Annotated in this window: 12 protein-coding genes; 4 read left to right on the forward strand and 8 right to left on the reverse strand. The window is 72.6% G+C overall.

The genetic code is table 11. From position 1 onward, the window contains the following. Positions 1-80: 80 nt before the first annotated feature. From ACLE50_RS21570 to ACLE50_RS21585, 4 genes are all read right to left on the reverse strand, one after another. Positions 81-1,364: an ABC transporter family substrate-binding protein gene (locus ACLE50_RS21570; RefSeq protein WP_410945439.1), complete on the reverse strand. Its 1,284-nt coding sequence runs from the start codon at positions 1,362-1,364 to the stop codon at positions 81-83. A gap of 89 nt (positions 1,365-1,453) precedes the next feature. Continuing rightward, positions 1,454-3,574, reverse strand: a complete 2,121-nt coding sequence (locus ACLE50_RS21575) for an ABC transporter ATP-binding protein (RefSeq protein ID WP_410945440.1) — start codon at positions 3,572-3,574, stop codon at positions 1,454-1,456. Further along, the gene (locus ACLE50_RS21580) at positions 3,571-4,545 is read right to left on the reverse strand and encodes an ABC transporter permease (protein WP_410945441.1); all 975 of its coding nucleotides are present in this window, start codon (positions 4,543-4,545) and stop codon (positions 3,571-3,573) included. The genes ACLE50_RS21575 and ACLE50_RS21580 overlap by 4 nt, the downstream gene beginning before the upstream one ends. Before the next feature lie 2 nt (positions 4,546-4,547). After that, a complete protein-coding gene (locus ACLE50_RS21585; RefSeq protein WP_410945442.1) occupies positions 4,548-5,531 on the reverse strand; it encodes an ABC transporter permease in 984 nt (327 codons plus the stop codon). A 303-nt stretch (positions 5,532-5,834) separates the two neighbouring features. On the opposite strand from ACLE50_RS21585, the gene dapB reads away from it, so the two are divergent. Then, on the forward strand, positions 5,835-6,584 hold the full coding sequence (dapB, locus tag ACLE50_RS21590) for a 4-hydroxy-tetrahydrodipicolinate reductase (RefSeq protein WP_410945443.1): 750 nt from the start codon (positions 5,835-5,837) through the stop codon (positions 6,582-6,584). 67 nt (positions 6,585-6,651) lie between these two features. Here the strand turns inward: dapB and cynS are convergent, their stop codons facing one another. Then, a complete protein-coding gene (gene cynS, locus ACLE50_RS21595) occupies positions 6,652-7,119 on the reverse strand; it encodes a cyanase (RefSeq protein ID WP_410945444.1) in 468 nt (155 codons plus the stop codon). 148 nt (positions 7,120-7,267) lie between these two features. Beyond that, entirely contained in the window at positions 7,268-7,798 is a 531-nt protein-coding gene (locus ACLE50_RS21600) for a GNAT family N-acetyltransferase (protein ID WP_410945445.1), read from the reverse strand. An 80-nt stretch (positions 7,799-7,878) separates the two neighbouring features. On the opposite strand from ACLE50_RS21600, the gene ACLE50_RS21605 reads away from it, so the two are divergent. Next, on the forward strand, positions 7,879-9,120 hold the full coding sequence (locus ACLE50_RS21605) for a winged helix-turn-helix domain-containing protein (RefSeq protein ID WP_410945446.1): 1,242 nt from the start codon (positions 7,879-7,881) through the stop codon (positions 9,118-9,120). A 61-nt stretch (positions 9,121-9,181) separates the two neighbouring features. On the opposite strand, the gene ACLE50_RS21610 is transcribed toward ACLE50_RS21605, so the two are convergent. Together ACLE50_RS21610 and ACLE50_RS21615 are read right to left on the reverse strand one after the other, a co-directional pair. Beyond that, positions 9,182-10,348, reverse strand: coding sequence for a DUF4097 family beta strand repeat-containing protein (locus tag ACLE50_RS21610; protein ID WP_410945447.1), 1,167 nt, complete (start codon positions 10,346-10,348; stop codon positions 9,182-9,184). Then, positions 10,345-10,926: a toxin-antitoxin system HicB family antitoxin gene (locus tag ACLE50_RS21615; RefSeq protein WP_410945448.1), complete on the reverse strand. Its 582-nt coding sequence runs from the start codon at positions 10,924-10,926 to the stop codon at positions 10,345-10,347. Before ACLE50_RS21615 ends, ACLE50_RS21610 begins: the two co-directional genes overlap by 4 nt. A gap of 131 nt (positions 10,927-11,057) precedes the next feature. Here ACLE50_RS21615 and thyX point away from each other — a divergent pair, with 131 nt between their 5' ends. Both thyX and ACLE50_RS21625 read left to right on the forward strand, forming a co-directional pair. Then, positions 11,058-11,822, forward strand: coding sequence for an FAD-dependent thymidylate synthase (thyX, locus tag ACLE50_RS21620; RefSeq protein WP_410945449.1), 765 nt, complete (start codon positions 11,058-11,060; stop codon positions 11,820-11,822). Positions 11,823-11,886: 64 nt separating this feature from the next. Further along, on the forward strand, positions 11,887-12,513 hold the full coding sequence (locus tag ACLE50_RS21625; RefSeq protein WP_410945450.1) for a TIGR03085 family metal-binding protein: 627 nt from the start codon (positions 11,887-11,889) through the stop codon (positions 12,511-12,513). Positions 12,514-12,534: the final 21 nt, after the last annotated feature.

Raw genomic sequence — 12,534 nt, forward strand, 5'->3', positions numbered from 1 at the left:
GGGTGCTGGTCATCGGCAGCGGTCTCCGCCGTCGTGTCGTTGTCGGTCAACGATGATCCTTCCCGGCCGAAGCTGCCGCTTCAGCCTGCCGGATCACCGGCCCACACACGATCTTTCTGACAGGCCCGAGTGTCACCGGTCTGCACGAAGCTGAAGGTCAGCGGCTGACCGTTCTTGGCGCGGATGCCGTCGGGGCCCGGGGCCCAACCGGCGGCGTCGAGAGCCTGCTTCGCGGCGTCGGGATTGAAGGTCACTGCCGAGGACACGTTGTCCTCGAAGCCCTTCTGGAACGGCGCAAGAACGAGGGAGCCCGAGGGAGCCTCGGAGTAGTCCAGGCCCTGGAACCGAATCTTCGTCAGCTGGGTGCGGTCGATCCCGTCGAAGATCGCCTTGCGGACCGCAGGGTCCTTGAGCGTCGGCGCCTTGCTGTTCAAAGTGAGCAGGTAGTCAGCCGGGGTACCGGAGATCCGGATGTCGGCGTCCGGCACCGTCTTGGCCTGGGCGAGCAGGTCGGCGGACTCGGCCTCAGCGGCGTCGATCTGTCCGTTACGGAACGCGTTGACCTTGGCAACCGTCTCCAGCTGGACCAGCGTGATGCGGTCCAGCTTGCCCTTCTTCCCCCACCACTTCGGGTTGCGTTCGAAGGTCAGTGTCGAGTTCGCCTTGTCGAACTTGGTCAGCATGTAGGGGCCCGCACCCCACTCCGGGTGCGGGTTGTTCAGATAGCCCTTGTTGAACACATCGGGTGTCGCGACCTTCGGGTGGACGAGCAGGTTGAACAGGCTCGGCCACCACGGATTCGGGCCGTTGAAGCTGACGACGGCCTGCTTGTCGTTCGCGCCGCGCTTCACCGAGACGATGCGGTCGTAACCGTCGGTCGAGCTCGGGAGGAACGCCGGGTCCTTGCCGTTGTCGGCCTTCCAAGTGGAGTCGAAGGCCTTCCAGTCGATCGGTGTGCCGTCGTTGAACGTGGCCTTCGGGTTGATCGTGTAGGTGACCGTGGTCTTGCCGCCGGAGTCGACCGGCTTGGCCTCGGTCACGTAGTCCGGGTTGATGATCGGGTCACCGGTCGGGGTGAAGGTGATGACCTGCGGGTTGTAGAAGGACCAGGCCAGCCGGGTGTCGGTCGTCGCGTCGCCCTGGAACTGGTTGAACTGCGGGTTCAGGTCCGAGCGGAACGGCAGGGTGACCTGCCCGCCGTCCTTCACGTTCTCGTAGGGCTGCTCGTTGAACGACGGCGTCGTCGAGAGCTGTTCGCCGGTGCGTTCCTGCCCACCGGAGTCGCCGCCACCGCAGGCCGCCATCACCAGGGCGAGCGCCGCGACGGCGGCTGTCGTCGCCCCACGTCGGATCGGTCTGCGCATGTCTCTCCTTCGTTCGGCCCCCGGGCGGGGTGTGCCGTGCCGGCCCGGGAGGCAGTTGCCGCCGGGCGATGGATCGTGCGGGGGAGCGGCTACCGGAAGTGGCAGGCGTCCTTGTGGTCGGTGTCGCGGGCGGACGCACCGTCCTTGACCAGCAGCTCCGGCGTCTCGGAACGGCAGCGGCTCTGCTCGTGCTCGGACAGCGTCCGGGCCAGCGGGCAGCGGCCGAAGAACGAGCAGCCGGCTCCGGCGTCGGTCGGGCTGGGCAGGTCGCCGGTCAGGACCGTGCGCTGCCGGGTGCGTTCCACCTCCGGGTCCGGCACCGGGATCGCCGAGAGCAGCGCCTGGGTGTACGGGTGCTGCGGGTTGCCGAACACGTCCTCGACGGCACCGGACTCGACGATCCGCCCCAGGTACATGACCGCGACCCGGTCGGCGACGTGGCGCACCACCGACAGGTCGTGCGCGACGAACAGGTAGCTCAGCCCCAGGTCCCGCTTCAGCTCGGCGAGCAGGTTCAGCACACCCGCCTGCACCGAGACGTCGAGCGCGGACACCGGCTCGTCGAGTACCAGCAGCGACGGGCTCGTCGCCAGCGCGCGGGCGATGCCGAGCCGCTGGCGCTGCCCGCCGGAGAACGCCGCCGGGAACCGCTCGGTGTGCTCCGGGTCCAGCCCGACCAGCACCATCAGCTCGTCGACCCGGGCGGCGACCTTGTCGCGGTCCGACCAGCCGGCCGCGCGCAGCGGCTCGGCGAGGATGTCCCCGGCCGTCATCCGCGGGTCCAGCGCGCCCATCGGGTCCTGGAACACGATCTGGATCTCGCGGCGCAGCGCGGCGACGTCGGCGCGACCGGACAGCGAGGCGACGTCGTGGCCCGCGACCTCGATCCGCCCGCCCTCCGGCGCCTGCAGGTTCATGATCTCGAGCAGCGTCGTCGTCTTGCCGCAGCCGGACTCGCCGACCAGGCCCAGCGTCTCGCCGCGCCGGACGTCGAGGTCGACGTCGGACACCGCGTGCACCGTGCCCACCCGGCGCCGGATCAGCGAGCCCTTCATCAGCGGGAACGACTTGCGCAGGTGCTCCACCGCGAGCACCGACGGCCGGTCGGCGCGGTCGCCGTCGTCGATCCCGGCGCCGACGATCTCGGGCACCGGGAACACCGGGGCGCCGTCGATCCCGGCGTCGACGATCTCGCCGGTCCGCACGCAGGCCGCGGCGTGGCCGTCGCGACCCTCGATCGCGACCAGCGGCGGCTCGGTGGTGCGGCAGGCGTCGGCCGCGACCGGGCAGCGCGGGGCGAACGGGCAGCCCGGCGGCAGGTCGGTCGGCGCAGGCGGGTTGCCGGGCACCGGGACCAGCGGACGCCGCTCGACGCTGTCCACCCGAGGCACCGCCCCGAGCAGGCCGATCGTGTACGGCATCCGCGGCGCCGCGAACAGCTCGGTCGCCGACGCGGTCTCCACCGGGCGTCCGGCGTACATGACCAGCACGTCGTCGCAGGTCCCGGCCACGACGCCGAGGTCGTGGGTGATCATGACGACGGCGGCGCCGGTCTCGTCGCGGGCCACCTTCAGCACGTCGAGGATCTGAGCCTGCACGGTGACGTCGAGCGCCGTCGTCGGCTCGTCGGCGATGATCACGGCCGGGTCGTTGGCGATCGCCATCGCGATCATCACGCGCTGCCGCATGCCGCCGGAGAACTCGTGCGGGAACGACCGCACCCGCCGCTTCGGGTCCGGGATGCCGACCAGGTCGAGCAGCTCCACGGCCCGCTCCCAGGCCTTCGACCTGGAGATGTCGCGGTGGATCTGCATCGCCTCGACGATCTGGTCGCCGACGGTGAAGATCGGCGTCAGCGACGACAGGGGGTCCTGGAAGATCATCCCGATGTCGTTGCCACGGATCCGCGACATCGCGTGGTCACCGAGCCCGACGAGCTCGCGCCCGTGCAGGGTGATCGAGCCGGACACCGACGCGGCCGGGGGCAGCAGTCCCATCACGGCCAGCGACGTCACCGACTTGCCGGAGCCGGACTCGCCGACGATGCCCAGCGTGCGGCCCGGCTTCAGGTCGAAACCCACCCCGCGGACGGCGGCGACGCGGCCGGCCTCGGACGGGAACGCGACCTCCAGGTCGCGCACGGACAGGACCGGATGTCCCACGTTCGCCCTCTCGACGGTGGTGGTCGTGGAGATCAGCGACTCGGTCATGCCCGGCCTCCCGCGGCGGACGTCGGGTCGAGGGCGTCGCGCAGGCCGTCACCGACGAACGCCAGCGACGCGGTGACCAGCACGAGCAGCACCGACGGCACGATGAAGATCCACGGCGCGGTCGCCATCGAGTTGGCGCCGTCGGCGAGCATGGTGCCCAGCGAGACGTCCGGGATCTGCACACCGAAACCGATGAACGACAGCGCCGTCTCGCCCTGCACGGTGTTCACCACGTTCAGCGTGAACGTGACGATCAGCAGCGAGCCGATGTTCGGGATGAGGTGCCGGAACACGATCGCCGGGCCGGGCACGCCCATGAACCGGGCGGCCGAGACGTACTCGCGTTCGCGCAGCGCGGTCGCGACGGTGTAGACGACGCGGGCCGTGGTCATCCAGCCCAGCACGGTCAGCGCCACGATCAGCACCCGGTAGTCGCCGCCGCCCCACTGCGAGGCCAGCGCCAGCAGCAGGAACGAGGGCACGACCATCAGGAAGTGGATGACGACGAGCAGCGCGCGCTCGCCGCGGCGGGCCCAGCTGCGCCCGCCGCCGAGGTAGGCGGCACCGGCACCGACGACCGCGGCGATCAGCGTGGTGAGCAGCGAGACCGAGACCGCGATGGCCAGCGAGCGCTGCAGGCCGTGCACCGCCTGGGCGTAGACGTCGTTGCCGCCGGCGGTGGTGCCCAGCGGGTGGTCCAGTGACGGGCCCTGGGTGAGGGCGGCGAAGTCGACCTCGGTGTGGTCGTAGGGCGAGAGCAGGCCGCCGAACAGCGAGAACAGGACCAGAAGCGCGAACACCACCAGCCCGGCGACGGCCGGGGTGTTGCGCCGGTAGCGGCGCCAGACCAGTGCGGCGCGCCCGCCGCGGCGCCGGGCCCGGGGTGCGGCCGCGGCGGACGCGTCGGCGCTGTCTCCGCTGCCGGCTCCGTCGGCGACGGCCGGGGTGAGCTCGGGAAGGTTCAGGCTCATGGTCAGTTCACCCGCACTCTCGGGTCGAGCACGACGACCGCGATGTCGGCGAGCATCGCGCCGACCGCGGTGGCGACGGCGGCGAACGCGGCCGTGGCGACGACGCCGTGGATGTCGTTGGTCGAGATCGTGCGGATGAAGTAGTCGCCCATGCCCTGCCAGGCGAAGATCTTCTCGGTGATCACCGCGCCGGTGAACAGCGCCGGGATCGCGAACGCGACCTGGGTGGCGACCGGGATCATCGAGCTGCGCAGGCCGTGCCTGCGGATCGCCTGCTCGCGGGTGAGGCCCTTCGCACGGGCGGTGCGGACGTAGTCGGAGTTGACGACGTCGAGCAGCATCGAGCGCTGCAGCATGTGGTAGCCGGCGTAGGTGATGACCAGCAGCGAGACGGTCGGCAGCACCAGGTGCTGCACCCGGTCGACCAGCAGCGCCCAGAATCCCTCGGTGCCCGGGGTCTCGGAGCCCGCCACGTAGAACAGCGTCCCGCCGACGCCCTGGTTGATCGCGATCGCGACGAACACGACCGCCAGGCCCGCGACCGCGGACGGGATGTTCAGGGTGAGCACCGACGTCAGCTGCGCGGCCCGGTCACCGATCTTGTACTGGCGCGAGGCCGAGTACACGCCCAGCGCGACGCCGAGCACGATCGACAGCAGCAGGGAGAAGAAGACCAGCTGGCCCGACACCCCGACCCGGAACGCGACCTGGGCGTTCACCGGGTCGCCGATCGGGCTGGTGCCCCAGTCCCACCGGGTCACGATCCCGGTGAGCCAGGTCCACCAGCGCTCCACGATCGGGACGTGGGAGTCCAGGTTGTACTGGCCCAGCGACCGCGAGATCTCCTCCTCGGTCCGCGGCGGGCGCAGCTGCAGGTAGTTGACCCGGGGGTCGAGGAACGAGTTCGCCAGGAAGTACACGAGGTTCGTCGCGACGACGATCATCGCGAGCCACCCCGCACCCCTGCGCACGACGTAGCGGAGCACGCTGCTCTCTTTCTCCCCGGCGCGACGGCGGTGGCGGTGACCTGCTGCCGGTGCGGGTGGAACGGCCGCTGTGGTGAGCGGGTGTCACTGGTTCGGGTGAGGCGAAGGCTGGCACGCTCGTACCAGAACCGGATAGACCCACGTCACATCGTTTACCTATTCGTGACGATGTACGTGTTTCGTCAAGCCGCTGACACGGGTAGTTCACTCGGCTGGTGGTCGCATCCGCCGCCGACGGCTGAGCGCTGCCGGCCGCCACCTAGACTCCCGCCCGGACTTCACGAACCGAAAGGGTGTGTGCTGGTGAGCGGGACGATCCGGGTGGCGGTGCTCGGCGCGAAGGGCCGGATGGGCAGCGAGGTCTGCCGGGCGGTCGAGGAGGCACCGGACACCGAGCTGGTGGCCGCGCTCGACGCCGGTGACGACCTGTCCGCGCTGGACGGTGCCGACGTCGCCGTCGACTTCACCCACCCCGGTGCGGCGCTGGACAACATCCGCGAGTGCCTCGCCCGCGGGGTGGCACCGGTCGTCGGGACGAGCGGGTTCGACGCCGCGAAGTTCGACGAGGTCCGCGCCCTGCTCGCCGAGTGCGGCTCGGGCAGCGTGCTGGTCGCGCCGAACTTCGGGGTCGGGGCGGTGCTGATGATGCACTTCGCCGGGCAGGCCGCGAAGTTCTTCGACTCCGCCGAGATCATCGAGCTGCACCACGCCGGCAAGGTCGACGCGCCGTCGGGCACCGCCGCCCGCACCGCGTCGGTGATCGGCGAGGCGCGCCGCGAGGCAGGCCTCGGCCCGGTGCCGGACGCGACCACCACCGACCCGGACGGTGCCCGCGGTGCGGTCGTCGACGGCGTCCACGTGCACGCGGTCCGGATGCCCGGCCTCGTCGCGCACCAGGAGGTCGTCCTCGGCACCGAGGGTGAGGTGTTCACGATGCGCCACGACTCGATGAACCGGGCGTCGTTCATGCCCGGGGTGCTGCTGGCGGTGCGTGCGGTGCGCGAGCGCCCGGGCCTGACGATCGGGCTCGAGCCGCTGCTCGGCCTGGAGTGAGCCCCCGGCTCTCGGCGCCCCGGATGCACAGGGGCGCCGAGAGCGCGGTCCGGACCTCAGCCGGTGCTCACCACTGGTAGGGCAGGAACTTCCCGTCGAAGGTGACGACCACCCGGTCACCCGCCGGGTCGGGGTGACGCTCCATGGAGAGCCGGAAGTTGATCGCGCTCATGATCCCGTCGCCGAACTCCTCGTGGATCAGCTCCTTCAGCGCGGCCCCGTAGACGTCGAGGGCCTCGTGGAACCGGTAGATCGTCGGGTCGCTGCGCAGGGCCGGGTCGGCGACGCGGTAGGGCTGCGCGACCAACGCGGTGACGATGTCGTCCCCGAGCCCGAGCAGCCGGCAGGCGGTCTCGGCCTTGTCCTGCGGTACCGGATGGCGCCCCAGGAGTGCGGCCACCGTCCACACCGGAGGGCAGTCGAGCTCCTCGGCCAGGGACTTCCACGACAGGCCGCGGCTGATCCGGGCGGCCGACACGATGCGTGCGGTCTCCTGCTTGTCGGGGAAGGCGGCGGTCGTGCCGGATGACGTCATCGGGTTCCTCACTCGTTCTGTTGTCCGTTACGGGAGACGCCAGAACAGCACGGAACGAACGTGGGGGACAGAGCGATCCGCGCAGGCGACGGGCATTCCGCGCAGATCCCCGGCGTCGTGACGACCCTCTGACGTGCGCGAAACGCCGCTAGTCGACCAGCCGCAGGTCGAGGGTTCCGGCGAAGCGCATCTCACGCAGCGTCCCCGACCCGGTGTCGAGAGTGCGGACGGCGCCGTCGGGCTCCCAGCCGGCCCGGGCGTAGAAGTGCCGCGACGCCGTGTCCGCCTCCGGGACCCACGCCCGTCCGGTGTCGGCGCCGGTGGCGCGCAACGCGGCCGCGGCGTGCGCGAGCAGCCGCCCGCCGTGCCCGCGCCGGCCCCAGCGGGGCTCGACGAGCAGAGTGCTGATCTCCGAGATCGACAGGCCGTCGGCGCCGGCGTAGTGCGCGGCGGCGCAGAACCCGACGGTTGTGTCGCCCTCGACGGCGACGAGCAGGTGGAACCCCTCGCCGGCGTGCACGGCGTCGATCCAGTGGCTGCGCGCGGCCTCGGAGCTCAGGCCGTCGAGCGCGGCGGGCGGGAGCAGGTCGGCGTACGCGGTGCGCCAGGCCCGGTCCTGGACGCCCATGATCGCGTCGACGTCGTCGTCGGTGGCGGGGCGGACGGTCGCGGTGGCCATGCCGCATGCCTACCCGGTCGGCGCCGCGGCCCGCGCACCGGCCGGGATTCCTGTCGGTGCCCCGTGGCAGCATCGCGCCGGTGCGGACGATCTCGGCGGACGTGGCCCGGCGCTCCTTCCTCGCGGCGCAGGGCTTCACCGATGCGCGCCCGTCCGGCCCGGTGACCCGGCGGCACCTGCAGCGGGTGCTCGGCCGGGTCAAGCTGCTGCAGCTGGACTCGGTCAACGTCGCCGTCCGCGCGCACTACATGCCGGTGTTCAGCCGGCTCGGCGCGTTCGACACCGCGGTCCTCGACGACGCCGCCTGGGCGCCCTCGGCGCGCCGGCCGCGGCTGCTCACCGAGGCGTGGGCGCACGAGGCCAGCCTGGTGCCGGTGCAGGACTGGCCGCTCGTCGGGCACCGGGTGCTGCCGCAGCGCTGGTGGAAGCACTACGGCCCGCTGCTGGAGAAGCACCCGACCCTGGCCGAGGACATCCGGGCCGTGGTCGCCGAGCAGGGGCCGGTCGGGGCCGGGGCGATCGAGAAGGCGCTCGCGCCCGAGGGCCGCGCCGGGGACGTGCGGCCCCGCCCGCCCGGCGCGACCTGGTGGGAGCGCTCCGAGGTCAAGCAGGTCTGCGAGTACCTGTTCGCGGTGGGGGAGCTGGCCGTCGGGACCCGGCGGCACTTCGAGCGCCGCTACGACCTGCCCGCCCGCGTGCTGCCGCCGGAGATCATGGCGGGGCCCGAGCCCGACCCGGCCGACGCGATCCGGGCACTGGTCGCCCGGTCGGCGTCGGCGCTGGGCGTGGGCACCGAGACCGACCTGCGCGACTACTACCGCCTCGGCCCGGAGCGCACCCGCATCGCGATCGCCGAGCTCGTCGACGCCGGGGAGCTGGAGCCGGTCACGGTGCGCGGCTGGGACCGCCCGGCCTACCGGGACCCGGCCTCGACCGTGCCGCGGCGCGTCGAGGGCCGGGCGCTGCTGTGCCCGTTCGACCCGCTGGTCTGGGAGCGCAGCCGCACCGAGCGGATCTTCGGGTTCCGCTACCGCATCGAGATCTACGTGCCCGAGCCGAAGCGCGAGTACGGCTACTACGTCTTCCCGTTCCTGCTCGACGGCGAGCTGGTCGCCCGGGTCGACCTCAAGGCCGACCGGGCCGCCGGGGTGCTGCGCGTCCACGGCGCGTTCGCCGAAGCCGATGCGGCGCAGCCGGAGCCGCGGATCGCGGCGGAGCTGGCCGCGGAGCTGGCGACGATGGCGGAGTGGCTCGGGCTCGACGGGGTCGTCGTCGGGGAGCGGGGGGACCTGGCCGGGGCGTTGCGGCGGGCGGTGGCCTAGGCGGGCCCGAGGATCACGAGAGCAGACCTCGCCCACGAAGTGTCCCGGCCGTCGGGATCGGTCAGGCGGCGGTGGCTGCCGCCCGGCCGACGAGGACGTCGCCACTGCCGGTGCGCCCGCTCAGCTTCAGTGCGGGCGCGGTCTGCGGGGTGTCGCCGCGGACGTCGAGCTCGCTGCGGGCACGGCCGGACCCGGTCGAGAGATCCAGCTCCGCGGCGACCCCGGAGTGCACCCCGACCCGGACACCACCGGAGCCGGTCGAGACGCGTACGTCGCCGGAGACCGCGTCGGCGATCACGACGTCACCGGAGCCGGTGCGCACCTCCAGGTCCGCGGCCAGCTCGCCGACCCGGATGTCGCCGCTGCCCGTCCGGATCCGCGACGACCCGGCCAGCGACCCGGCCTCGACGGCACCGGTGCCGGCGCGCAGCGTGGCCCGTCCGGTGCAGGCGCCCAGATCGATACCGCCGCTGCCGGTGGTGACGTCGACGTCGCCGTCGACCTCGGGCAGCCGTGCCGCGCCGGAGCCGGTGCGGATCGCCGTCCACCCGGACCGGCCGGTCAGCTCGACCGGTGCCGCCCCGGTCCGTACGGCCGGCCGGGAACCAGCGGGCGCGGAGACCGTGACGTGCAGCGGGACCGCACCCAGCGTCGGGTCCTCCGGTGCGCGGACGACCAGCCGCCGCCCGGCGTCGGACCAGTCGACGGTGGTGGCGTCGACGGCCGCCTGGGCCGGGTCGCCGGAGCGTTCCCAGGACGCGCCGACGATCGGCTCGAACCCGCGGGGCGGCTGGTCGTCGCCGCTGTCCGCGCCGGTCGGTGCGCCCGACATCGACGAGCCGATCCAGTCCAGCAGCCCGCCCAGCCCGCGTGACCACGGCTGCGCGGCCGCCCGGTCCGCGGACACCTCGACGGTGACGGCGCCGGACGCCGGATCCGTGGTCTCGACCAGGTCGATCCGGACGCGTCCGCTGCCGACGGAGATCTCCAGCTCGGCGGGACCGGGGGAATCGAAGCGCTCGCGGCGCACGCCCGGGGTGCCGCCGCCGGTCGCGGACGACGAACCCGCCGGGCCGGACGTGCTGCCGTCGGTGGAGTCGCCGGTGCGGCTGTCGGCGGAGTCGCCGGTGCGGTTGTCGGCGGAGTCGCCGCTGGTGTCGCCGGAGCCGGCCGGTGCGGAGGAATCGCGCTCGACCGGCTCGTCGCCGGACGTCTGCTCGTCGCTCATCCCTGCACCCAGCCCTTCAGCGTGCGGCCCTGGCGGGGGGCGCGGCCGTAGCTCTCCGCAGAGCGCAGCGCGCCCTGCACCGCCTGCGACACCCAGGTGTTCAGTGAGACGCCCTGGGTCTGCGCGGCCCGCTCGGCCTGCGCCTTCATCTGCTCGACGATCCGCAGGGTCACCCGGCTGATGTCACCGGCGTCCCCGGTGAACGGGTTCGACGGGGCGTCGTCCGAGGGCGGCGGACCCGGCGGTGGCGAGTCCGGGGGTGGGGTGGTTCCGGCAGCACCCCCCGTGCCGCCGGAACCACCCCGGTTCCCGGTGTGGCCCGGCGTGGCGGTCTCGGTGGAGCCGTCCACCGAGACGCGTACCTCCCGGCCGTGCAGGCGCACCTCCACCGACCGGTCGCCGAGCGCCGCCGTCGTCTCCGACGCCAGGTCCGACAGTGCGTTCATGATCGCGAGCCGCGCCGCGGGCTCGATCGCCGACGCGAGCAGCGCCGCCGTACGGCGGGTCTGTTCGTCACCGGCGGCCGCGGCCGAGGCGAGGTCGTCGCGCAGCTGGGCGACGTACGGAGCGAGGTCCATGACGTCAGTGTGGCGTCACCTGTGACGTCACGCCAGTCCGAGCGACGTCGATCATGCTGTCATGCGTCCGCCGATGGCGTCACGGGAGGTGCCGCCCGGGCGCGAACGAGCCGGTCGTTACCCTCGTCGGCATGCCGGAGACCACGCCGCAGACCGTCCCGCTCCAGGTGCAGCTGGTGGCGAAGACCGAGTTCTTCCCGCCCGCGGACGTGCCGTGGTCGACCGACACCGGAGGCGGTGAGGCGCTCGCCGAGTTCGCCGGCCGCGCCTGCTACCAGTCCTGGAGCAAGCCGAACCCGCGGACCGCGACGAACGAGGGCTACCTCAAGCACATCCTCGAGGTCGGCCACCTGTCGGTCCTCGAGCACGGCACGGTCAGCTTCTACATCACCGGGATCTCCCGGTCGCTGACCCACGAGCTGATCCGGCACCGGCACTTCTCCTACTCCCAGCTCTCGCAGCGCTACGTCCCCGAGCGGGACGCCGCGATGGTCGAGCCCGACGTCATCGCCGACGACCCCGAGCTGCACGCCCTGTTCGAGCAGGCCACCGCGGACGCCATCGGCGCCTACGAGCAGCTCCTCGAGGGCCTGGAGAAGCGTTTCGCCGACGTCCCGCACGGCACGCTGCGCCGCAAGCAGGCCCGCCAGGCCGCGCGCTCGGTGCTGCCGAACGCGACCGAGACCAAGATCGTCGTCACCGGGAACTACCGGGCCTGGCGGCACTTCGTCGCGATGCGCGCCTCCGAGCACGCCGACGTCGAGATCCGCGAGCTGGCGGTCGAGTGCCTGCGGCAGCTGCAGGACGCGGTGCCGAACGTGTTCGCGGACTTCGCGATCCAGAAGCTCGACGACGGCACCGAGATCGCCTCCAGTCCCCTGGTCAGCGAGGGCTGAGGCGGGGCCGGGCGGCACAGCGGGCGTCCGGCGGCTCGGATGCGGGACCGCTAATGTCGGGCCCGTGAGCCTCGCCAGTGACGAACGTGCCGCCCTCTGCGACGAGTTCGAGCGGTCCGGACCGGACCGGCCGACCCTGTGCGAGGGCTGGAACGCCCACGACCTGCTGACCCATCTGCTCGTCCGCGAGCGGCAGCCGTGGAACGCGGCCGGGATGTTCGTCCCGGCGCTGTCGTCGTTCACCGACAAGGCGATGGCCTCCTACGAGCGCGAGGCCTGGCCGAACCTGATCGACGACCTGCGCAAGGGTCCGCCCCCGTGGTCGCCGTTCAAGGTCGGGAAGGTCGACGAGCTGGCCAACGGCGGGGAGTTCTTCGTCCACCACGAGGACCTGCGCCGCGGCGAGCCGGGCTGGGAGCCGCGCCCCGCCGACGCCGCCCGCGACGGTATGCTGTGGAACCTGCTGTCCGCGCAGGCGAAGCTGCTGTTCCGGCGCAGCCCGGTCGGGGTGGTGCTCACCCGTCCCGAGGGCGCCCAGCTCGTCGTCGCCACCGGTCCGGGGCTGGTCACGGTGTCCGGCGAGCCGTCGGAGCTGGTGCTGCACGCGTTCGGCCGGGACGCCGCGCGCGTCGAGATCACCGGGCTGCCCGCCGACGTGGAGGCCTACCGGGCCGCGCCGTCGGGGCTCTGACCCCGCGGTAGCGGTACCGTC

The organism is Pseudonocardia phyllosphaerae (assembly GCF_046546475.1).
Lineage (GTDB): Bacteria > Actinomycetota > Actinomycetes > Mycobacteriales > Pseudonocardiaceae > Pseudonocardia > Pseudonocardia phyllosphaerae.

Excerpts from the sequence above, each read along its gene's own strand:
- cynS (WP_410945444.1), bottom strand. The coding sequence starts at position 7,119 with ATGACGTCATCCGGCACGACCGCCGCCTTCCCCGACAAGCAGGAGACC.
- thyX (WP_410945449.1), top strand. The coding sequence starts at position 11,058 with ATGCCGGAGACCACGCCGCAGACCGTCCCGCTCCAGGTGCAGCTGGTG.
- ACLE50_RS21575 (WP_410945440.1), bottom strand. The coding sequence starts at position 3,574 with ATGACCGAGTCGCTGATCTCCACGACCACCACCGTCGAGAGGGCGAAC.
- ACLE50_RS21600 (WP_410945445.1), bottom strand. The coding sequence starts at position 7,798 with ATGGCCACCGCGACCGTCCGCCCCGCCACCGACGACGACGTCGACGCG.
- ACLE50_RS21570 (WP_410945439.1), bottom strand. The coding sequence starts at position 1,364 with ATGCGCAGACCGATCCGACGTGGGGCGACGACAGCCGCCGTCGCGGCG.
- ACLE50_RS21610 (WP_410945447.1), bottom strand. The coding sequence starts at position 10,348 with ATGAGCGACGAGCAGACGTCCGGCGACGAGCCGGTCGAGCGCGATTCC.
- ACLE50_RS21615 (WP_410945448.1), bottom strand. The coding sequence starts at position 10,926 with ATGGACCTCGCTCCGTACGTCGCCCAGCTGCGCGACGACCTCGCCTCG.
- ACLE50_RS21580 (WP_410945441.1), bottom strand. The coding sequence starts at position 4,545 with ATGAGCCTGAACCTTCCCGAGCTCACCCCGGCCGTCGCCGACGGAGCC.